The sequence below is a fragment of the Pseudomonas sp. LAMO17WK12:I5 genome, from assembly GCF_900215165.1.
Taxonomy (GTDB): Bacteria; Pseudomonadota; Gammaproteobacteria; order Pseudomonadales; family Pseudomonadaceae; genus Aquipseudomonas; species Aquipseudomonas putida_A.
This window is the reverse complement of record NZ_OBDS01000002.1, coordinates 144,441-164,949: the sequence shown is the minus strand read 5'-3', so window position 1 is coordinate 164,949 and position 20,509 is coordinate 144,441. Positions and strand designations below refer to the sequence as shown.

At 61.1% G+C, this 20,509-nt stretch carries 18 protein-coding genes; 10 read left to right on the top strand and 8 right to left on the bottom strand.

The genetic code is table 11. From position 1 onward, the window contains the following. Positions 1 to 113: 113 nt before the first annotated feature. The 4 genes from CRO59_RS03505 (at position 114) to CRO59_RS03490 (ending at position 5,335) form a co-directional block, all read left to right on the top strand. Positions 114 to 2,705, top strand: a complete 2,592-nt coding sequence (locus CRO59_RS03505; protein WP_096795823.1) for a glycosyltransferase — start codon at positions 114 to 116, stop codon at positions 2,703 to 2,705. Positions 2,706 to 2,921: 216 nt separating this feature from the next. Then, entirely contained in the window at positions 2,922 to 4,073 is a 1,152-nt protein-coding gene (gene dapE, locus CRO59_RS03500; RefSeq protein WP_027611017.1) for a succinyl-diaminopimelate desuccinylase, read from the top strand. Continuing rightward, positions 4,073 to 4,882, top strand: coding sequence for a putative RNA methyltransferase (locus CRO59_RS03495; protein WP_097086429.1), 810 nt, complete (start codon positions 4,073 to 4,075; stop codon positions 4,880 to 4,882). The genes dapE and CRO59_RS03495 overlap by 1 nt, the downstream gene beginning before the upstream one ends. 75 nt (positions 4,883 to 4,957) lie before the next feature. After that, complete coding sequence (locus CRO59_RS03490) at positions 4,958 to 5,335, top strand: hypothetical protein (protein ID WP_007964251.1); 378 nt, start codon at positions 4,958 to 4,960, stop codon at positions 5,333 to 5,335. A 153-nt stretch (positions 5,336 to 5,488) separates the two neighbouring features. Here the strand turns inward: CRO59_RS03490 and CRO59_RS03485 are convergent, their stop codons facing one another. Continuing rightward, positions 5,489 to 5,698 carry a cold-shock protein gene (locus tag CRO59_RS03485; RefSeq protein ID WP_003222087.1) on the bottom strand — a complete coding sequence of 70 codons (210 nt, stop codon included), beginning with the start codon at positions 5,696 to 5,698 and terminating at the stop codon, positions 5,489 to 5,491. Positions 5,699 to 5,935: 237 nt separating this feature from the next. Here CRO59_RS03485 and plsB point away from each other — a divergent pair, with 237 nt between their 5' ends. The 4 genes from plsB to CRO59_RS03465 all read left to right on the top strand — a co-directional run bounded on the left by plsB (position 5,936) and on the right by CRO59_RS03465 (position 10,378). Next, positions 5,936 to 8,434, top strand: coding sequence for a glycerol-3-phosphate 1-O-acyltransferase PlsB (plsB, locus tag CRO59_RS03480; protein ID WP_097086427.1), 2,499 nt, complete (start codon positions 5,936 to 5,938; stop codon positions 8,432 to 8,434). 97 nt (positions 8,435 to 8,531) lie between these two features. Further along, on the top strand, positions 8,532 to 9,218 hold the full coding sequence (locus CRO59_RS03475) for a hypothetical protein (RefSeq protein WP_097086425.1): 687 nt from the start codon (positions 8,532 to 8,534) through the stop codon (positions 9,216 to 9,218). A 50-nt stretch (positions 9,219 to 9,268) separates the two neighbouring features. Then, positions 9,269 to 9,667: a YbaY family lipoprotein gene (locus CRO59_RS03470; protein WP_003222082.1), complete on the top strand. Its 399-nt coding sequence runs from the start codon at positions 9,269 to 9,271 to the stop codon at positions 9,665 to 9,667. 21 nt (positions 9,668 to 9,688) lie between these two features. Then, on the top strand, positions 9,689 to 10,378 hold the full coding sequence (locus tag CRO59_RS03465; RefSeq protein ID WP_097086423.1) for a DUF4197 domain-containing protein: 690 nt from the start codon (positions 9,689 to 9,691) through the stop codon (positions 10,376 to 10,378). 869 nt (positions 10,379 to 11,247) lie between these two features. On the opposite strand, the gene CRO59_RS03455 is transcribed toward CRO59_RS03465, so the two are convergent. Then, positions 11,248 to 14,316 carry an efflux RND transporter permease subunit gene (locus CRO59_RS03455; RefSeq protein ID WP_096795818.1) on the bottom strand — a complete coding sequence of 1,023 codons (3,069 nt, stop codon included), beginning with the start codon at positions 14,314 to 14,316 and terminating at the stop codon, positions 11,248 to 11,250. A gap of 6 nt (positions 14,317 to 14,322) precedes the next feature. After that, positions 14,323 to 15,423 (bottom strand): efflux RND transporter periplasmic adaptor subunit, encoded by a 1,101-nt coding sequence (locus CRO59_RS03450; RefSeq protein WP_097086420.1) that lies wholly within the window; start codon positions 15,421 to 15,423, stop codon positions 14,323 to 14,325. Between the two features lie 94 nt (positions 15,424 to 15,517). Between CRO59_RS03450 and CRO59_RS03445 the strand changes: the two genes are divergently transcribed. Continuing rightward, the gene (locus tag CRO59_RS03445; RefSeq protein ID WP_097086418.1) at positions 15,518 to 16,153 is read left to right on the top strand and encodes a TetR/AcrR family transcriptional regulator; all 636 of its coding nucleotides are present in this window, start codon (positions 15,518 to 15,520) and stop codon (positions 16,151 to 16,153) included. A gap of 104 nt (positions 16,154 to 16,257) precedes the next feature. On the opposite strand, the gene CRO59_RS03440 is transcribed toward CRO59_RS03445, so the two are convergent. Continuing rightward, entirely contained in the window at positions 16,258 to 17,040 is a 783-nt protein-coding gene (locus tag CRO59_RS03440) for a class I SAM-dependent methyltransferase (protein WP_097086416.1), read from the bottom strand. 93 nt (positions 17,041 to 17,133) lie between these two features. Between CRO59_RS03440 and CRO59_RS03435 the strand changes: the two genes are divergently transcribed. After that, entirely contained in the window at positions 17,134 to 17,754 is a 621-nt protein-coding gene (locus CRO59_RS03435; protein ID WP_086792244.1) for an energy transducer TonB, read from the top strand. 4 nt (positions 17,755 to 17,758) lie between these two features. Here CRO59_RS03435 and CRO59_RS03430 read toward each other — a convergent pair whose 3' ends face one another. The 4 genes from CRO59_RS03430 to CRO59_RS03415 are packed head-to-tail and all read right to left on the bottom strand — an operon-like array spanning position 17,759 to position 20,492. Continuing rightward, entirely contained in the window at positions 17,759 to 18,451 is a 693-nt protein-coding gene (locus CRO59_RS03430) for an extensin family protein (protein WP_097086414.1), read from the bottom strand. Between the two features lie 2 nt (positions 18,452 to 18,453). Continuing rightward, a complete protein-coding gene (locus tag CRO59_RS03425; protein ID WP_097086412.1) occupies positions 18,454 to 19,290 on the bottom strand; it encodes an oxaloacetate decarboxylase in 837 nt (278 codons plus the stop codon). A gap of 33 nt (positions 19,291 to 19,323) precedes the next feature. Beyond that, entirely contained in the window at positions 19,324 to 20,184 is an 861-nt protein-coding gene (locus tag CRO59_RS03420; protein WP_096795812.1) for a DUF72 domain-containing protein, read from the bottom strand. After that, complete coding sequence (locus CRO59_RS03415) at positions 20,184 to 20,492, bottom strand: hypothetical protein (RefSeq protein WP_003222071.1); 309 nt, start codon at positions 20,490 to 20,492, stop codon at positions 20,184 to 20,186. Before CRO59_RS03415 ends, CRO59_RS03420 begins: the two co-directional genes overlap by 1 nt. Positions 20,493 to 20,509 lie beyond the last annotated feature (17 nt).

Genomic DNA, 20,509 nt, shown 5'->3' with positions numbered 1-20,509 from the left:
GGGCATTTTCCTGCCCGGTGTACGAGCAGTGAACTGCCGGTGTAGGATTCGCGCCCTTTTGGCGTAAGCCGATCCGTTCCTTCGTTCCACAGCCTTTGGAACCCGAAATAGCTATGTCATCGCGTAAATTTGGTCTCAACCTGGTGGTGGTTCTGGCAATCGCCGCCCTGTTCACCGGTTTCTGGGCGCTGATCAATCGCCCGGTCTCCGCGCCCAACTGGCCGGAGCAGATCTCCGGTTTCTCTTATTCGCCATTCCAGCAGGGCCAGTTCCCGCAGAAGGATCAGTATCCGACTGACGACGAAATGCGCCGCGACCTGGAGATCATGAGCAAGCTGACGGACAACATCCGCATCTACTCGGTCGACGGTTCGCTGCAGGACATCCCGAAACTGGCGGAAGAATTCGGTCTGCGCGTGACCCTCGGGATCTGGATCAGCCCCGATCAGGAACGCAACGAGCGCGAGATCCAGCGCGCCATCGAACTGGCCAACACCTCGCGCAGCGTGGTTCGTGTGGTGGTCGGTAACGAGGCGATCTTCCGCAAGGAAATCACCGCCGAGCAACTGAGCGTGCTGCTGGATCGCGTGCGCGCGGCGGTGAAAGTGCCGGTGACCACCTCCGAGCAGTGGCACGTCTGGGAAGAACACCCGGAACTGGCCAAGCACGTTGACCTGATCGCTGCGCACGTCCTGCCTTACTGGGAATTCATCCCCGTGGACAAGGCCGGACAGTTCGTCTTCGACCGCGCCCGTGACCTGAAAAAGCTGTTCCCGAAAAAACCGTTGCTGCTGTCCGAAGTCGGCTGGCCGAGCAACGGTCGCATGCGTGGTGGCGCCGATGCGTCGCCGGCGGATCAGGCTATCTATCTGCGTACGCTGGTCAACAAACTCAACCGTCAGGGCTTCAACTACTTCGTGATCGAAGCCTTCGACCAGCCGTGGAAGGCCAGTGACGAAGGTTCGGTGGGCGCCTACTGGGGCGTGTTCAACGCCGCGCGCCAGCAGAAATTCAACTTCGAAGGCCCGGTGGTCGCCATCCCGCAATGGCGCGTGCTGGCCATCGGTTCGGTGGTGCTGGCGCTGCTGTCGCTGACCCTGCTGATGATCGACGGCTCGGCCCTGCGCCAGCGTGGCCGCACCTTCCTGACCTTTATCGCGTTCCTTTGCGGTTCGGTGCTGGTGTGGATCGGTTACGACTACAGCCAGCAATACAGCACGTGGTTCAGCCTGACGGTGGGTTTCCTCCTGGCACTGGGTGCGCTCGGGGTGTTTATCGTGTTGCTGACCGAGGCGCATGAACTGGCCGAAGCGGTCTGGACCCACAAGCGCCGGCGTGAATTCCTGCCGGTGGTGGGCGACTCGGACTACAGGCCGAAAGTCTCGATCCACGTCCCTTGCTACAACGAGCCGCCGGAGATGGTCAAACAGACCCTCGATGCCCTGGCCGCCCTCGATTACCCGGACTACGAAGTCCTGATCATCGACAACAACACCAAAGACCCGGCCGTGTGGGAGCCGGTGCGCGACTACTGCGCGACTCTTGGTCCGCGTTTCAAGTTCTTCCACGTTGCGCCATTGGCCGGGTTCAAGGGCGGTGCGCTGAACTACCTGATTCCGCACACCGCCAAGGACGCCGAAGTGATCGCGGTGATCGACTCCGACTACTGCGTGCATCCGAACTGGCTCAAGCACATGGTGCCGCACTTCGCCGATCCGAAAATCGCCGTGGTGCAGTCGCCGCAGGATTACCGCGACCAGAACGAAAGCACCTTCAAGAAGCTCTGCTACGCCGAATACAAGGGCTTCTTCCACATTGGCATGGTCACCCGTAACGACCGCGACGCGATCATTCAGCACGGCACCATGACCATGACCCGCCGTTCGGTTCTGGAAGAGCTGGGCTGGGCCGACTGGTGCATCTGTGAAGACGCCGAACTCGGCCTGCGCGTGTTCGAAAAAGGCCTGTCCGCGGCGTATTACCACGACAGCTACGGCAAGGGTCTGATGCCGGACACCTTCATCGACTTCAAGAAGCAGCGTTTCCGCTGGGCCTATGGCGCGATCCAGATCATCAAGCGCCACACCCGCAGCCTGCTGCGCGGCAAGGACACCGAACTGACCCGTGGCCAGCGTTACCACTTCCTCGCGGGCTGGCTGCCATGGGTCGCGGACGGCATGAACATCTTCTTCACCGTCGGCGCCCTGCTGTGGTCGGCGGCGATGATCATCGTGCCGCAACGGGTCGATCCGCCGCTGCTGATTTTCGCAATCCCGCCATTGGCGCTGTTCGTGTTCAAGGTCGGCAAGATCATCTTCCTCTACCGTCGCGCCGTCGGCGTGAACCTCAAGGATGCGTTCTGCGCCGCACTGGCTGGCCTGGCGTTGTCGCACACCATCGCCAAAGCGGTGCTGTACGGCTTCTTCACCAGCAGCATTCCGTTCTTCCGCACGCCGAAAAACGCCGACAACCATGGTTTCTGGGTGGCGATTTCCGAAGCGCGCGAAGAGCTGTTCATCATGCTGCTGTTGTGGGGCGCGGCGCTGGGGATCTACCTGGTGCAGGGCATTCCGAGCAACGACATGCGCTTCTGGGTCGCAATGCTGCTGGTGCAGTCGCTGCCATACCTGGCCGCGCTGATCATGGCGTTCCTCTCGTCGCTGCCAAAACCTGCGACAGCGCCTGAACCGGCGCCTGTCGTCTAATTCCTCTTTGATCCACTAAACGGCGGCCAATGGTCGCCGTTTTGCTTTAAGATAACCGCCATTTTGCGGGGCACTCCTCTAATCCCTGTGGGAGCGAGCCTGCTCGCGAAAGGTTTGTAACATTCACCGATTATGTTGACTGATACACCGCATTCGCGAGCAGGCTCGCTCCCACATTGTTAGTCCGCGCCCACATTCATGACTCCGGAGTTTTCCATGACGGCCCACGCCGACCTTTCGCCGACCCTTCAACTCGCCATCGACCTGATCCGCCGTCCGTCCGTGACGCCGGTCGACGCCGATTGCCAGAAGCAGATGATGCAGCGCCTGGGCGATGCCGGTTTCACCCTGGAGCCGATGCGCATCGAGGACGTGGACAACTTCTGGGCCACCCACGGCAACGACGACGGCCCGGTGCTGTGCTTCGCCGGCCACACCGACGTGGTGCCGACCGGTCCGGTGACCGCCTGGCAGATCGACCCGTTCAACGCGGTGATCGATGAACACGGCATGCTCTGCGGTCGCGGCGCGGCGGACATGAAAGGCAGCCTGGCGTCGATGACCGTCGCCGCCGAGCGCTTTGTCGCCGACTACCCGAACCACAAGGGCAAGGTCGCGTTCCTGATCACCAGCGACGAAGAAGGCCCGGCGCACCACGGCACCAAGGCTGTGGTGGAACGTCTGGTGGCGCGCAAGGAGCGTCTGGACTGGTGCATCGTCGGCGAACCGTCGAGCACCACACTGGTCGGTGACGTAGTGAAAAACGGTCGTCGCGGCTCGCTGGGCGCCAAGCTCACCGTGCGCGGTGTGCAGGGTCACGTGGCCTACCCGCATCTGGCGAAGAACCCGATCCACCTCGCCGCCCCGGCACTGGCCGAGCTGGCCGCCGAGCACTGGGATCACGGCAACGATTTCTTCCCGCCGACCAGTTTCCAGATTTCCAACCTCAACTCCGGCACCGGCGCGACCAACGTGATCCCGGGTGATCTGGTGGCGGTGTTCAACTTCCGCTTCTCCACCGAATCCACCGTCGAAGGCCTGCAGAAACGCGTGGCCGACATCCTCGACAAACACAATCTGGATTGGCACATCGACTGGGCGCTGTCCGGCCTGCCGTTCCTCACCGAGCCGGGCGCGCTGCTCGACGCGGTGTCGTCGAGCATCAAGGACATCACCGGCCGTGAGACCAAGGCGTCGACCAGCGGCGGCACTTCCGATGGCCGCTTCATCGCGACCATGGGCACGCAGGTTGTTGAACTGGGCCCCGTCAACGCGACCATCCACCAGGTCAACGAGCGTGTGCTGGCGGCCGATCTCGACGTGCTGACCGAGATCTACTACCAGACCCTGATCAAGTTGCTCGCCTGATGCTCGCGTGCCCGATCTGCAGTGAACCGCTGAACAGCGTCGACAACGGCGTGGTCTGCCCCGCCGGCCACCGCTTCGACCGCGCGCGTCAGGGCTACCTGAACCTGTTGCCGGTGCAGCACAAGAATAGCCGTGACCCTGGCGACAATCAGGCGATGGTCGAGGCGCGCCGCGACTTCCTGAATGCCGGGCATTACGCGCCGGTGGCCAAGCGTCTGGCCGAGCTGGCGGCGAGTTATGCGCCGGCACGCTGGGTCGATATCGGTTGCGGCGAGGGTTACTACACCGCACAGATCGCCGATGCCCTGCCGGACGCCGATGGCTACGCACTGGACATCTCCCGCGAGGCGGTCAAACGCGCCTGCAAGCGTAATCCGGCAATCACCTGGTTGATCGCCAGCATGGCCCGCGTGCCATTGGCGTCGGGCAGTTGCCAGTTTCTCGCCAGCGTTTTCAGCCCTCTGGACTGGGCGGAAGCCAAGCGCCTGCTCAGCGTCGGCGGCGGCCTGATGAAGGTCGGCCCGACCAGCGGCCACCTGATGGAACTGCGCGAATGTCTGTACGACGAAGTGCGCGAATACACCGACGACAAGCATCTGGCCCTGGTGCCGGAAGGCATGGCGCTGGCGCACAGCGAAACTCTGGAATTCCAACTGACGCTGGACAAGCCCGAGGATCGCGCCAACCTGCTGGCGATGACGCCCCACGGCTGGCGCGCCAGTGCCGAACGCCGCGCCGCCGTGATCGAACAGGCCGAGCCGTTCGTGACCACCGTATCGATGCGCTACGATTATTTCGTTCTTCAATAACTTTTGGTCTCGGGCAAGTGCCCGGGGCCGGCTAAATCCGCGAATGGATTTTTCAGACCCGCAGTGAGGACATCCATGCGCCAACCGGATATCGAGATTTACCTGAAAGACGCCGACGTCGACCACAAGGCGATTTCCGCCTGGCTCGGTGAGGCTCTGGGCCCGTGCAGCGACTGGGTACAGAAAGGCCAGACCTACAAGTGCAAGGCCGGCAACATCCCGGTGACCTGGCTGCCGAAAGCCGTGGGCAAGTGGAACAGCCTGTACCTGGAAAGCGATGCGACTCCATGGGACGACGACATCGCCTGCGCCCGTGCAGCTTTCGCCGCGCTGAACGTCGAAGTGCGTTGCGCACCGGGCACGTGGGTCGAGGAAGAGGGTGAGGAAACGGCTGATCGCTGGATTCGCATCAGCGCCGACGGTGAAGAAGAGATCACCTGGAAAACCGCGTAATCCCGGACAACGCAGATCCAAATGTGGGAGCGGGCTTGCTCCGGGCGGCGTTCCGACGAATGCGGTGTATCAGCTACACATGTGCTGAAGACACGACGCATTCGCGAGCAAGCCCGCTCCCACAGTGGTTTTGGGGTGTTTTGGAGGGTTGTGTTACAGACCTACCACATCCTCAGCCTGCAAACCCTTCTCGCCGGTCACCACCGCATATTCAACCTGCTGACCTTCAGTCAGCGAGCGATGCCCTTCGCCACGGATCGCGCGGTAGTGCACGAACACGTCCACCCCGTCGTCGCGCTGAATGAAGCCGTAGCCCTTGGCGTCGTTGAACCACTTCACATTGCCGGTTTCACGTGTTGCCATCTGTTCATACTCCTTTTTTATTATTGAACAGGCTTTTCGCAGGAAAGCCTTTGCGGAACGTCAGACTGCGCCCGACGTCCATAAAGGGCCCCGGCGACAGATTGCCGAGTATATGACAGGCGCAAAAAGTCTCAACAGGAGATTACTTCGCCGCTTTTTTGCCGATTTTCGGTGAATACGGCAAACTGTCAACCGCCCGAGCAAACGCTCGGTTTTATTCACTCACGCAGAAGCCGTATGACCCGTTCCCCGTTCCGCCGTCTTGTGTTTGGCACCTTGCGCCGACTGTTGTACCTCTGGGTTCGCTCCGAGACGATCAACCAGTCGTCGTTCACCCTCAACCTCGACCGCAGTCGTCCGGTGTTCTACGTCCTGCAAAACCCTTCGCTCACCGATCTGGCGGTGGTCGACACCGAGTGCACCAAGGCCGGTCTGCCGCGTCCGGTGCTGCCGGTGTCGGTGGGGCCGTTGATCGAACCGGCGGCGTTTTTCTATCTGACGCCGGACCCGGACTGGCTCGGCCGTCAGGACAAGCGCGGCGCACCGCCGACCCTGACCCGTCTGGTCAGCGCCCTGACCCAGAATGCCGCCGAAGACGCGCAGATCATTCCGGTCAGCGTGTTCTGGGGCCAGTCGCCGGACAGCGAAAACAGTCCGTGGAAGCTGCTGTTCGCCGACAGCTGGGCGGTCACCGGGCGCTTGCGTCGACTGCTGAGCATCATCGTTCTGGGGCGCAAGACTCGCGTGCAGTTCTCGGCGCCGATCCACCTGCGCGAACTGATCGAGCACAACAAGGGCCACGAACGCACCGTGCGCATGGCCCAGCGCATCCTGCGCGTGCACTTCCGCAATCTGAAAGCCGCCGTCATCGGCCCGGACATCTCGCACCGTCGTAACCTGGTCAAAGGCCTGCTCAACCAGCCACTGGTCAAGCAAGCGATCCTCGACGAAGCCGAACGCGAGAACATCTCCCCGGAAAAAGCCAAGGCTCAGGCCCTGCGCTACGGCAACGAGATCGCCTCGGACTACACCTACACCGCGATCCGCTTCCTCGAAGTGGTGCTGAGCTGGTTCTGGAACAAGATCTACGACGGGATCAAGGTCAACCACATCGAAGGCGTGCAGAAGGTCGCCCAGGGTCACGAAGTGATCTACGTGCCGTGCCACCGCAGCCACATCGACTATCTGTTGCTGTCGTACTTGCTGTTCCGCAACGGCCTGACCCCGCCGCACATCGCCGCCGGGATCAACCTGAACATGCCGGTGATCGGCAGCCTGCTGCGTCGTGGCGGCGCGTTCTTCATGCGCCGCACATTCAAGGGCAATCCGCTGTACACCTCGGTGTTCAACGAATACCTGCACACCCTGTTCACCAAAGGTTTCCCGGTCGAGTACTTCGTCGAGGGCGGCCGCTCGCGCACCGGGCGCATGCTGCAACCGAAAACCGGGATGCTCGCGATCACGATGCGCAGCTTCCTGCGTTCGTCGCGGATGCCGATCGTTTTCGTGCCGGTGTACATCGGTTACGAGCGCGTGCTGGAAGGCCGCACCTACCTCGGCGAACTGCGTGGCGCGAGCAAGAAGAAAGAGTCGATCTTCGACATTTTCAAAGTCATCGGCGCGCTCAAGCAGCGCTTCGGTCAGGTCGCGGTGAACTTCGGCGAGCCGATCAAACTCGCGGAATTCCTCGACAGCGAACAGCCAGACTGGCGCCAGCAGGAACTCGGCCCGCAGTACAAACCGGCGTGGCTCAACGAGACCACCAACCGCCTTGGCGAGAAAGTCGCGCAGCACTTGAACGAAGCAGCGGCGATCAACCCGGTCAACCTGGTGGCGCTGGCGCTGCTCTCGACTACGCGTCTGGCACTGGACGATCGGGCCATGGCGCGGGTGCTGGATCTGTATCTGGCGCTGCTGCGCAAAGTCCCTTACTCGCCGCACACGACCCTGCCGGAAGGCGATGGTCGCGCGCTGATCGAGCATGTGAAGGACATGGATCTGCTGTCCGAACAGAACGATGCGTTGGGCAAGATTCTCTATCTGGACGAGCAGAACGCCGTCCTGATGACCTACTACCGCAACAACGTGCTGCACATCTTCGCCTTGCCGGCGCTGCTGGCGAGCTTCTTCCAGAGCACCTCGCGCATGAGCCGCGAACAGATCCTGCGTTACACCCGCGCGCTGTATCCGTACCTGCAGGCGGAGCTGTTCATTCGCTGGTCGCTGGAGGAACTGGACGGCGTGGTCGACCAATGGCTGGAAGCCTTCGTCGAGCAAGGCCTGCTGCGTTTCGAGAAGGACGTGTACATGCGCCCGGCGCCAAGTTCGCGGCACTTTGTGCTGCTGACCCTGCTGTCGAAAAGCATCGCGCAGACCCTGCAGCGCTTCTACATGACCGTGTCCCTGCTGCTCAACAGCGGCCAGAACAGCATCAGCGCCGAAGAGCTGGAGGATCTGTGCACGGTCATGGCCCAGCGCCTGTCGATCCTCCACGGTTTGAACGCCCCGGAGTTCTTCGACAAGAGCCTGTTCCGCCACTTCATCCAGACCCTGCTCGACCTCGACGTGCTGCGTCGCGACGAAGCCGGGAAGTTGAGCTACCACGAACTGCTCGGCGAATTGGCCGAAGGCGCTGCCAAACGCGTGTTGCCGGCGGAGATTCGCCTGTCGATTCGTCAAGTGGCCTTGCATCGCAGTGAAGATGCCGCCGAAACAGCGGATACACCACAAGTCTGAAACTTGCTGACAACTAACGGGCGCGCACTTCAATGGCCCCGTTAGTTGATTCATGGATTAATAGGCTCACTCCACCAATCACGATACGGATATCGAGATGAGCCTGTTAACCGAAGAAACTTGCGCAGTAATCCTGGACTTCCGCCTACCGCCCGAATTCCATGCGCCTGCTGATGGTGTCAATGAAACCATTGTCAGCGTCAAAGTTTTCAATTCCCAATCGCCTGTTAACATCAAGGACTGGCACCGTGCTGCGATCTTCGACGCCGGCTGGAAATTTGACTTCTCTCATCACTACGGCGATGTAGGCGTCAGGTACCAAGTCAATGTGCAGATCCTTCATGACCAAATACCCTTGCTGATCGAGCAGGACTACTTCGTCACTGTCAACAACACTCCCCATCGCCAAACCCTGCACCTGAGCCCGATCGGTTTTCTATATGTCGAGGCTCAAGAAGCCGAAATTGTTGCGCCAGAAGAAGCGGTCACCATCAGTCTGCATGAAGCAGAGTCTCCCGAAGTTGAGCTGGTGCATGTCAAACAGGACGAACAGTCAGTCTCCGGGTTTTATCTGAAATATGATCCTGACAGCGTTATACCCGGTAAACGCTATGCACTGACGGGTATTGAAAACCGCTACCATCAACGTCTTGTGATCTCGCCTGAACAAGTCGAACTGGCTCCCGCGATGCCCAGCACAAGCGCGCTGTCGTTTCAGAAATTAATGCAGTGGCTGGAAAAACCCTTACGTTTGTTCACTGACGCTGGCACCAAAATCCGCTAGATTTCCTTCGGCGCCGGGATTCTTCCGGCGCAACCGTCTCAGAGGTCCCGATGAAAAAACTCACCCTTCTCGCCGCAGCCACCCTGTTGAGCGCCTGCCAGTCGACCACCCCCGCCGGCAAAGTCGGCCTCGACGGCGAAGTGTTCTACCTGCAACGCATCGCCCTGCCACCGAGCGCGACTTTGAGCGTGAGCCTGCAGGACGTATCGCTGGCCGACGCCCCGGCGGTGGTCCTCGACGAACAGAAAGGCCCGGTCAAAGGCCAGGTGCCGCTGCCGTTCCACTTGAGTTACGATCCGGCCCAGGTCAAACCCGGCCACCGCTACTCGGTCAGCGCGCGCATCGAAGTCAACGGCGAGTTGATGTTCATCACCACCGAAAACCACGCCGTGCAACTGGACGGCAACGATCCGCAGCCGCTGAAAATCCGCGTCGACGCGATTCGCTAATTGTCTTTCAAGGAAGCTGCCATGCTCCGCCCTACCCTTCGCTTCGCCGGCCTGTGCGCGGGCTTGATGATCTCTGCCAGCGCTCTGGCACTGTCGCTCAGCGACCTCTCGCAACAAGACGCCACCGGCGGCCTCAAGGACGCCCTGACCCAAGGCGCGCAAATCGCCGTCAAACAACTCGGCACCCCGGGCGGCTTCAGCAACAACCCGGAAGTGAAAATCGAACTGCCGGGCAAACTCGGCAAAGTCGCCGGCAAGATGAAAGCCTTCGGCATGGGCGCCCAGGTCGACGAACTCGAAACCGCGATGAACAAGGCCGCAGAAAGCGCCGTGACCCAGGCCCAACCGATCCTCGTCGACGCCGTGAAAAAAATGACCGTGGCCGACGCCAAAGGCATCCTCAGCGGCGGCACCGACTCGGCCACCCAATACCTGGACAAAACCAGCCGCGAACAGATCCGCGCCAAGTTTTTGCCCATCGTCAAACAAGCCACCGACAAGGTCGGCGTAGCGCAGAAATACAACGCCTTCGCCGGCCAGGCCGCGACCCTCGGCGTGGTGGATGCGAAGAGCGCCAACGTCGAAAGCTACGTCACCGAGCAAGCACTGAACGGCCTGTTCGAAATGATCGGCAAACAGGAAGAAACCATCCGCAAGAATCCCGCTGCTGCGGCGACGGGCCTTGCGAAGAAAGTGTTCGGCACTTTGTAATTTTTGCCGCACGAAAAAGCCCGCTGAACCGGTGAAGGTCAGCGGGCTTTTTGTTGCGTGTCAGCCTTGCGGATCGACCTGATCGAGGACGCGGTTAACCGACAGCTCAGCGAGCGATTTTTAAACAGACCAAAGAGATTGGGTGGCTGGGCGGGCCTCTTCGCGAGCAAGCCCGCTCCCACAGTTGGATTGAGTGCAGGCAGTTGGAGATTAGTCGGCTCATAGGCCGCCATCGCGAGCAAGCTCACTCCTACAGTGGGATTGGGTGCAGGCAGTTGGAGATTGGTCGGCTCATAGGCCGCCATCGCGAGCAAGCTCACTCCTACAGTGGGATTGGGTGCAGGCAGTTGGAGATTGGTCGACTGTCAGGCCGCCTTCGCGAGCAAGCCCGCTCCCACATTTGGATTGGGTGCAGGCAGTTGGAGATTGGTCGGCTACTAGGCCGCCATCGCGAGCAGGCTCACTCCTACAGAAAAGCAAAAGCCGACCGCATGCTCTTCACCACTCAACAGGATGAGCGCAAGCTCGGCTGCAGCTTTTGATCTTGCCGTGCCGGCCCCTTCGGCAGGCTGAGTGGAGGGGTTTATCCGGGGGTGGGAGCGCAGCGACCGTTCGACGAAGTCGAACACATCGAGAGGAGGTGCAGCGAAGCAAACCGGAGGCGATGCCCCCGGATGAACCCCGCAACGAAGGAACCCGAGCCTAGGCGAGGGCCGTACGCCGGGGCCAAGACCTTTGCTTCCTTTGGGGCGTTTGCCAAAGGGAGTCGCCGTAAGGGCGAAACCGCCAGCCGCAACCCCCGAAGAAACGGATATACACCCAAAACCCCAGGAACATGGTCGGCCCAAAGGCCGCCACGTCCAAAACCATCAAGCGTCGCGACGCACTCGGAACCAGGCCGCATACAAAGCAGGCAAAAACAAAAGCGTCAAAGCCGTAGCCACAATCAACCCCCCCATGATCGCCACCGCCATCGGCCCGAAAAACACACTGCGCGACAAAGGAATCATCGCCAGCACCGCCGCCAAAGCCGTCAACACAATCGGCCGAAACCGCCGCACCGTCGCCTCGATAATCGCCTGCCAAGGCTTGAGACCAGAGGCAATATCCTGCTCGATCTGATCCACCAGAATCACCGAGTTGCGCATGATCATCCCCGACAGCGCAATCGTCCCCAGCATCGCCACAAACCCGAACGGCTGGCGGAACACCATCAGAAACAACACCACCCCGATCAACCCCAGCGGCGCCGTCAGAAACACCATCGCCGTACGCGAAAAACTGCGCAGTTGCACCATCAGCAACGTCAGCACCACCACGATAAACATCGGCACCCCGGCATTCACCGACTTCTGCCCACGCTCCGAATCCTCCACCGTCCCGCCAACATCCAGCAGATATCCGTCAGGCAATTCGGCACGGATCGGATCCAGCGTCGGCTCGATCTGCTTGACCAGGGTTGCCGGTTGCTCCTTGCCATAAATGTCCGCACGCACCGTCACCGTAGGCAGACGATTACGGTGCCAGATGATCCCTTCCTCAAACCCGTACTCCAGCGTGGCAATCTGCGACAGCGCCACACTGCGACCGTTATCGGTCGGCACCGCCAGACTCGGCAGCAACGTCAACTCGGTGCGCTCATGCACCGTGCCGCGCAGCAGAATCTCGATCAACTCGTTGTCCTCGCGGTACTGGCTGACACTCGAGCCGGTCAGCGAACTCTGGAGGAATTTCGCCAGATTGGCCGTGCTCACACCGAGCGCCCGCGCACGATCCTGATCGATGTTCAGGTACACCACTTTGCTCGGCTCTTCCCAATCCAGGTGCACGTTGACCACATGCGGGTTTTCGCGCACCTTGGCCGCCACTTTGCGCGCCAGCGCACGGACTTCCTCGATGTGTTCACCGGTGACGCGGAACTGCACCGGATAGCCAACAGGCGGGCCGTTTTCCAGACGCGTGACCCGCGAACGCAGGGTCGGGAATTGCTCGTTAAGGGTCTCGATCAACCAAGTGCGCAGGGTCTCGCGCTCCTCGATGTTTTTCGCCAACACCACAAACTGGGCGAAGCTCGCCGCCGGCAGTTGTTGATCCAGCGGCAGGTAGAAACGCGGCGAGCCGGTGCCGACATACGCTACGTAGTTATCGATGCCGGCGTGATCCTTGAGCATCGCTTCCAGGCGTTTGACCTCCGCCGTGGTGTTGGCCAGCGACGCACCTTCAGCCAGCTTCAGATCGACCATCAATTCCAGTCGGTTGGAGGCCGGGAAGAACTGCTGCGGGACGAAACGGAACAGCATCACCGACGCAATAAACAGCCCCACTGTCAGCACAATCACGGTTTTTCGATGCGCCACGCACCACTCCACCAGACGTCGAACCCGTTGATAAAACGGCGTGCCATACGGGTCGGCTTGCCCGTCAGTCGTGCCGTGTTTGGCCGCATGAATCTTTGCCAGATCCGGCAGGAGTTTTTCCCCCAGATACGGCACGAACATCACCGCTGCCACCCATGAGGCGAGCAAGGCGATGGTCACTACCTGAAAGATCGAACGGGTGTATTCGCCGGTGCCGGACTGCGCGGTGGCGATCGGTAGAAAACCCGCGGCGGTGATCAGCGTACCGGTGAGCATCGGGAACGCGGTGCTGGTCCAGGCGTAGCTCGCAGCCTTGATCCGGTCGAAGCCCTGTTCCATTTTGATCGCCATCATTTCCACGGCGATGATCGCGTCGTCCACCAGCAAGCCCAGCGCCAGCACCAGCGCGCCGAGCGAGATCTTGTGCAGACCGATGCCGAGGTAATACATGCAGGCGAAGGTCATCGCCAGCACCAGCGGAATGGTCAGCGCAACCACCATGCCGGTGCGCACGCCGAGGGAGAAGAAGCTCACCAGCAACACGATCGCGAGTGCCTCGACCAGCACCTGGACGAACTCGCCGACCCCGGTTTTCACTGCCGCCGGTTGGTCGGACACCTTGCGCAATTGCATGCCGGCCGGAAGGTTTTTCTGCAGGCGCGAGAACTCGCCTTCCAGCGCTTTGCCCAGCACCAGAATGTCGCCGCCGTCCTTCATCGCTACTGCGAGGCCAATGGCATCTTCACCCATGAAGCGCATGCGCGGCGCCGGTGGATCGTTGAAACCGCGATGCACATCGGCGACATCGGAGATGCGGAACGTCCGGTCACCGACACGGATCGGGAAGTTCTTGATCTCCTCGACCGTCTGAAAATTCCCCGAGACCCGCAGTTGCACGCGCTCGCTGCCGGTTTCAAAGAACCCGGCGGTGGACACCGCGTTCTGCTCTTGCAGCGCTTGCTGCACGGCCGCCAGTGGCAAGCCAAGGGTGGCGAGTTTGACGTTGGACAACTCGACCCAAATCTTCTCGTCCTGCAAACCGAGCAGATCGACCTTGCCGACATCTTTGACTCGTTGCAGCTGAATCTGGATGCGATCGGCGTAATCCTTGAGCACCGCGTAATCGAAACCGTCGCCGGTCAGCGCATAGATGTTGCCGAACGTGGTGCCGAATTCATCGTTGAAGAACGGTCCCTGAATATCCGGCGGCAAGGTCTGACGAATGTCACTGACCTTCTTGCGCACCTGGTACCAGAGGTCGGGAATTTCCTTGGAATGCATCGAATCGCGGGCAATAAACGTGACCTGCGACTCACCCGGGCGGGAGAACGACACGATGCGTTCGTACTCGCCGGTTTCCATCAATTTCTTTTCGATGCGTTCAGTGACCTGACGCGAGACTTCCTGCGCGGTCGCCCCCGGCCAGCGGGTCTGAATGACCATGGCCTTGAAGGTGAACGGCGGGTCTTCGCTCTGGCCGAGCTTGGTGTAGGACAAGGCGCCGACGATGGCCAGCAAAAGCATCAGGAACAGTACGATCTGGCGATTACGCAGCGCCCATTCAGAGAGGTTGAAGCGCATCGGGACTTACTCCTTGTCCGCCAGATTGACCACTCGGTTGGAGCGATCCACAGGCCGCACCTGCTGACCTTCGAGCAATACGTGAACCCCGGCGGCGACTACCCAGTCGCTGGCATTCAGGCCTTCGAGCACCGGCACGCTTTTCTCGCCGAACGGGCCGATGCGCACCGGGGTCTTTTTCAAGGTGTTGTTGGCGTTGACGACCCAGACGTAGGTCGCGCCGTTCTCGGCAGTCAGGGCCGAAAGCGGCACCGACAGCGGCACAGCATCCGCCGATTGCACGAACACCCGGGCGCTCTGCCCGAGCTCAGCCGGGACTTTGCCGCTGGTGAACGAGATGCGCGCAGCGAAGGTGCGGGATTTCGGGTCGGCTGCCGGAGACAGTTCACGAATCTGCCCGGCGAAGCGCTGGTTCTGCTGGGTCCACAGTTCAACGGTCACTGGCTGGCCGACCTTGAACCGTCCGAAGCTCTGTTCCGGCAGGCTGATCGACACTTCGCGCTCGCCATCGGTGGCGAGGGTGAACACGGTTTGCCCGGCGGCGACTACCTGCCCGACTTCCACCGCACGCTTGGCCACCACGCCGTCCTGCGGCGCGCGCAACACGGCGTAACTGGCCTGGTTGGTCGAGACGTTGAATTCGGCCTTGATCTGCTTAAGACGCGCTTCGCCGGAACGATAGAGGTTTTCCGCGTTGTCGTAGGCCGAACGACTAACCATCTGCCGCTCCATCAAGGTTTTGTAGCGGTCACGCTCGGCGCGTACCAGATTCAGATTGGCTTCAGCGGCAGCGACCTGTGCGCGGGTGGCTTCCAGTTGCAGGCGCACATCCTGCGGATCGAGCTCGGCCAGTGGCTGATCGGCCTTCACGCGCTGACCTTCTTCGACCAGTCGTCGGCTGACTTTGCCGCCAATGCGGAACGCCAGATCCGGTTCGTAACGGGCGCGCACCTCGCCCGGATAACTTTCCATCGCCTGCGCTGAAGGCTCTGGCTGCACCACCATGGCCGGTCGAATGCTGACTTGCGTCGCCTCTTCCTGACCGCATGCGGACAATAAAACAGCCAGGCTGACTGGCACGGCAAACGACAACGCATGGCGGAACATGGTGACGGACCTTTCGCTAATGGTGCTTGGAATATTTATACTGGCCGGTATGGTATTAATAGCAAACTCACCAGTCCAGTATTAAAAGCGAAGAATGTCGAACAATCTTGCAGCTCCAAACGGCCCGGGCCGTCCGAAGGATCCGGCCAAGCGCCGGGCGATCCTCGACGCGGCGAAAACCCTGTTTCTGAGTCACGGCTACGCCAACACCAGCATGGACGCGGTCGCCGCCGAGGCTGGCGTGTCGAAACTGACGGTTTACAGCCACTTCAACGACAAGGAGACGCTGTTCTCCTCCGCGGTGATGGCCAAATGCGAGGAGCAGTTACCGCCGCTGTTCTTCGAATTGCCCGCCGGAATCCCCGTGGAAAATGTGTTGCTGAACATTGCTCGAGGCTTTCATCAACTGATCAACAGCGACGAGTCGGTGAATCTGCATCGCTTGATGATGGCGCTGGGCACGCAGGATCCGAAGCTGTCACAGATTTTCTTCGAGGCCGGCCCCGAGCGCATGGTGCAAGGCATGGAGCGGTTGCTGAAACGCATCGACGAGACCGGCGCGCTGAGCATCGACCTGCCGCGTAATGCGGCCGAGCATTTCTTCTGCCTGCTCAAGGGTGCGGGGAATTTTCGTTTGCTGTATTGCTGCGGCGAGCCGCTGAGCGAAGAGGCCTCAGAGAGTCATGTGCAGGAGGTAGTGGGGTTGTTCATGCGGGCTTACAGACCCTAGAGACCTGGTGATTGGTCTACCCCCTTCGCGAGCAGGCTCGCTCCCACATTTGAAATGCATTCCAATGTGGGAGCGAGCCTGCTCGCGAAGGCGGCGACGCGGTCTCAGGGTTTGAGTGCTTTCTTCGGGTAGATGTCATACCGGCTCGACTTGCCATCCAGCGCATGGCTCGGCTTCGGCCCCTCGATGCACGGCGCCTTGCGCGGGCGCTTGACCACCACCCGGTGTGTCGCCAGGGCCAGCGCCGCTTCGAGCAATGCCGGCGCATCCGGATCATCCCCGACCAGCGGCCGGAACAGGCGCATTTCCTTCTTCACCAGCGCGGTTTTCTCGCGGTGCGGGAACATCGGGTCGAGGTAGATCACCTGCGGTGGCTCGCCCTCCCAGTTGCGCATGACCTCGATCGAGTTGCCCTTGAGCAACTTCATCCGCGCGACAATCGGCGCCACGTCGAAATCTTCCGCCGCCCGCGCCAGACCATCCTCCAGCAACGCCCCAATCAACGGCTGGCGTTCGATCAGGCTCATCTCGCAACCCAGACTGGCCAGCACGAACGCGTCCTTGCCCAGCCCCGCCGTGGCATCCAGCACCCGTGGGCGCACGCCTTGAGCAATGCCGACCGCCTTGGCGATCATCTGCCCGCTGCCGCCACCGTACAGACGCCGATGCGCCGCGCCGCCCTCGACAAAGTCCACCCGCACCGGCCCTGGTGCATCCGGGCCGAGCTGCTGCAGCTGCAAACCCTGCTCGCCGACCTGCAAGGCGAACTCACCGTCGTCCACCTGCAGCGGCAGGTCCAGACGCTTGGCCCACTGCTCGGCTTGCGCTTCAAACGTCGGGCCGAGGGCCTGGACATGGATGCGGCAGGCCGCGGGTTGCTCAATCATGAAAACACGCTCAAAAAAGTTAAGGATCGGCAAAAAGTGGCCGATAAAACAATCAACGCGCATTTTGCCAGAGCTGAGCGTCAACCGAAAAAAATGTCAGGCATTCTTCCCACATCGATTGGCTACATTTCGCCCAAGGGCGACTTCAGCCGTCATAACACTCAAGCATTGGGCGGCGTCAGTCACCTGTGGCAGGATTTCTTTGCCCAGGCGATGGCCGAACAAACGAGTGATGTGGTGCCGGCCTGTGGCACCTTTCCACCGGTTGACCTGAACAGCCCGGAAGAACCGACCCTGGGCAGCGAGCTACACGCGCACATCGTCGAGCAGCGTCAGTGCGACGTGGTCGAGACCGAAGTGCGTCCGCCGGAGCCGCTGTTCCTGCCGATCGCCGAGTTCGAAACCGATCTGCTGGACAAGCCGTTCCCACCGTTCCCGCCAGAAGAACTCAAAGCTCAGCAAGAGCAGCAGGACTTCGACAGCAGTTGGGTCCGTCCAATCGTGATCAACAATGGTCAGCCGCTTCCCGAGCCTGGCCCGGCGCCGCAGAAGAAGCCGCTGTACCTGCCAATTGCCGAATTCGACCTCGATCTGCTGCAAAAACCTTATCCACCGTTCCCGCCGGAAGAAATCGTCGAGCAGCAGAAGGCTTTGGACTTCGATAACGGTTGGGCGCGCCCGATCGTCTTGCAGAACCTGCGCCTCGCCGCCTGATCCCTCAGCGACACACGCTCCAGCGCCCGACATCGACATGAAAGTGATTGCGGTGGGCGACGTTGTAATCCGGACTCAACACCACACTGAACGCCTCACAGGCGCCATCGCGCACCTGCCGCAGAAACCGCGCGTCCTGATTCTGTTTCGGCCAGTCCTTGAGCACGCTGATGCTGCGCCCGTCGGCCAGCCGAAAACCGCTGATATCCAGCGCATCGGCACTGGCATGCCGACTGAGCGCCCCGCTCTCGCGGTTATAGACATTGCGACAGGCAAAGCTGCCGAGGTGATCAAGCCGCGCCACCCTCTGCCCGTAAACAGATTGCGCGGCGGGTTGCAGGGTATGCCGTTCAAATAGCGCGTAAGCCACCGCCAGCGGGCAACTGGCGAGGAAGCTGCTGCTCAGCGCCACCTCGCCGCCCTGCACGCGCACGGTGCCGATCAGCGGGCACTTGGCATCGGGACTGTCGGCTTGCGCGGTGACGCGCAGACCCGAGTTGCTCAGGACTTGTGAGCATAATTCGGGATTGCCGCGCAGGCGCATCAGCTTGAAACCGGTCAACCAGTTCGGCGCGGCCTTCACGTCCAGCGGCGCCCACGGGTTCCACTCGGCCGGGACGTCGAGCCAGCCGCGCCAGACGCTGAGCACGGCACCCGCGATGATCAGCAGTAACGACAGCGCGATCCAGCGACCCATGCTCAGCCTTTGAAAAACTGATTGGCCTTGGCGTACGGCATCGACTGCGACGTAAAGCCGAACGTCCCGCGCTGCTGGATCTCTTCAGCCGCGCGGAAGAACTCGCCGAACGCTGCCAAGGCCAGCGCCGAGCCGGTGCTGATCCTGCGCACGCCCATTTCTTCCAACTCCTGTACGGTCAGTTTCAAACCGCCGGACATGAGCACGTTGACCGGTTTTGGCGCCACCGCGCGCACCACCGCCAACACCTCTTCGGCGCTACGCAAACCCGGCGCATACAGCACGTCGGCGCCCGCCTCGGCAAAGGCTTGCAGGCGGCGAATGGTGTCGTTGAGATCGGGATTGCCGTGCAGATAGTTTTCCGCGCGGGCGGTCAAGATGAAGGGAAATGGCAGCGTGCGCACCGCAGCGACGGCGGCTTCGATGCGTGCTACGGCGTGTTCGAAGCAGTAGATCGGCGCATCGGCACGGCCCGTGGCGTCCTCGATCGAACCACCGACCGCGCCGGCCTCGGCCGCACGCAGCAGGCTTTTCGCGCATTCGGCGGGGTCATCGGCGAAACCGTTTTCCAGATCCACCGCTACCGGCAAATCCGTGGCCGCGACAATCGCCCGGACGTTGGCCAAAGTGTCATCGAGACTCAGGGCGCCGTCAGCCTTGCCCTGGGAAAACGCGTAACCAGCGCTGGTGGTCGCCAACGCCTGATAGCCCAGACTGGCGAGCATCTTCGCCGAGCCGGCATCCCACGGATTGGGAATCACAAAAATCCCCGGACGCTCGTGCAGGGCCTTGAAGGCCTGGGCTTTGCGGGTTTGTTCTTGAAGGGCGTGGGCGTCCATCGGCAGGCTCCTGGGCAGGGGAAAAATCCGCATTCAGAGCAAGCCGAGTTGCTCGGCGGCGGGTTCTCTGTATAGCTCAGGCAGGGATGGCAGGCCAGGCAAACGTTGCATCAATTGTGCGTGAAAACGTTGCGCCAGCTTCGCCGCCATGACGTTGTCGGCGGTGTGCAGGAAGATGTACGGCGTGCGGCCCTCTTCGATCCACTCGGCGATTTTAGCCACCCACGGCACCAGGAACGGATCATTGGCTTCCAGCTCCGGGTGGCCGATAAAGCGCACCTGCGGGAACTGGGTAAACGCCGCCGGCCGCGTCGGCACCCGCGGCTTTTTCGATTGCGCGTGGATCACCGAAGACTCGGTCGACAGGCAACTGAACAGCGCCCGTGGATCGAGGCAGATGCGTTCTACGCCACGGTCGAGCAGCAAGCGATTGAGCAGGCGTTCGCTCTCACCCTTGGCGAAGAACTGCTCGTGACGCACTTCCACCGCCAGCGGTCGGTCCAGCGCGTCGATGAACGAGGTCAGCTCCGGCAGTCGATGCGGGGTGAAGCTTTTCGACAGTTGCAGCCACAGCGGCGAAACACGTTCGCCGAGCGGGCTGAGAAGATTTACGAAGGTTTCGGCGGCGGTCAGTTGATCGCGCAGATCACCGCTGTGGCTGATATCGCCGGGAAACTTGGCGGTGAAGCGAAAGTGTTCGGGCATGGTCTCGGCCCAGCGCTGCACGGTGGCCGGCGAGGGGCTGGCGTAGAAGGTCGTGTTGCCTTCGACGGCATTGAATACTTGGGAGTAGAGAGCGAGGAAGTCGGAAGTCTTGGCGTCTTCGGGGTACAGATACTCGCGCCAGGCGTTTTCACTCCAAGACGGACAACCAAGATAGTAAGGCAGATCCATCAGATGTACAGGTCGAGGCCCAGCACATCCGCATCCCAATCGACAAAACCGGCGGTGCTCAGGTAGCTGGCCAAGGCCATCGCTACGCTTTTGCTCATGGCACGGTGATAAATCATGTCTTGCTGACGGGCGGGCAGATTGGCCAGGCGTTGTGCGGAGGCTTTGGCAGCGCGGGCGGCCAGTTGCTCTTCAGTCGGGAATTCCAGCTCGCCGTCGATATCGTCGACGGATTCATCCAGCGCCACATTGCCTTTGCGAGGCTTGCGCTTGATGGGGTAGGACTGAGAGGAGAGGCCGTCTATACGCATAATTTCATGCTCGGTAT

Bases quoted from the DNA above. Each gene is read 5' to 3' on its own strand.
- CRO59_RS03505 (WP_096795823.1), top strand. From the start codon at position 114: ATGTCATCGCGTAAATTTGGTCTCAACCTGGTGGTGGTTCTGGCAATC.
- dapE (WP_027611017.1), top strand. From the start codon at position 2,922: ATGACGGCCCACGCCGACCTTTCGCCGACCCTTCAACTCGCCATCGAC.
- CRO59_RS03495 (WP_097086429.1), top strand. From the start codon at position 4,073: ATGCTCGCGTGCCCGATCTGCAGTGAACCGCTGAACAGCGTCGACAAC.
- CRO59_RS03490 (WP_007964251.1), top strand. From the start codon at position 4,958: ATGCGCCAACCGGATATCGAGATTTACCTGAAAGACGCCGACGTCGAC.
- CRO59_RS03485 (WP_003222087.1), bottom strand. From the start codon at position 5,698: ATGGCAACACGTGAAACCGGCAATGTGAAGTGGTTCAACGACGCCAAG.
- plsB (WP_097086427.1), top strand. From the start codon at position 5,936: ATGACCCGTTCCCCGTTCCGCCGTCTTGTGTTTGGCACCTTGCGCCGA.
- CRO59_RS03475 (WP_097086425.1), top strand. From the start codon at position 8,532: ATGAGCCTGTTAACCGAAGAAACTTGCGCAGTAATCCTGGACTTCCGC.
- CRO59_RS03470 (WP_003222082.1), top strand. From the start codon at position 9,269: ATGAAAAAACTCACCCTTCTCGCCGCAGCCACCCTGTTGAGCGCCTGC.
- CRO59_RS03465 (WP_097086423.1), top strand. From the start codon at position 9,689: ATGCTCCGCCCTACCCTTCGCTTCGCCGGCCTGTGCGCGGGCTTGATG.
- CRO59_RS03455 (WP_096795818.1), bottom strand. From the start codon at position 14,316: ATGCGCTTCAACCTCTCTGAATGGGCGCTGCGTAATCGCCAGATCGTA.
- CRO59_RS03450 (WP_097086420.1), bottom strand. From the start codon at position 15,423: ATGTTCCGCCATGCGTTGTCGTTTGCCGTGCCAGTCAGCCTGGCTGTT.
- CRO59_RS03445 (WP_097086418.1), top strand. From the start codon at position 15,518: ATGTCGAACAATCTTGCAGCTCCAAACGGCCCGGGCCGTCCGAAGGAT.
- CRO59_RS03440 (WP_097086416.1), bottom strand. From the start codon at position 17,040: ATGATTGAGCAACCCGCGGCCTGCCGCATCCATGTCCAGGCCCTCGGC.
- CRO59_RS03435 (WP_086792244.1), top strand. From the start codon at position 17,134: ATGTCAGGCATTCTTCCCACATCGATTGGCTACATTTCGCCCAAGGGC.
- CRO59_RS03430 (WP_097086414.1), bottom strand. From the start codon at position 18,451: ATGGGTCGCTGGATCGCGCTGTCGTTACTGCTGATCATCGCGGGTGCC.
- CRO59_RS03425 (WP_097086412.1), bottom strand. From the start codon at position 19,290: ATGGACGCCCACGCCCTTCAAGAACAAACCCGCAAAGCCCAGGCCTTC.
- CRO59_RS03420 (WP_096795812.1), bottom strand. From the start codon at position 20,184: ATGGATCTGCCTTACTATCTTGGTTGTCCGTCTTGGAGTGAAAACGCC.
- CRO59_RS03415 (WP_003222071.1), bottom strand. From the start codon at position 20,492: ATGCGTATAGACGGCCTCTCCTCTCAGTCCTACCCCATCAAGCGCAAG.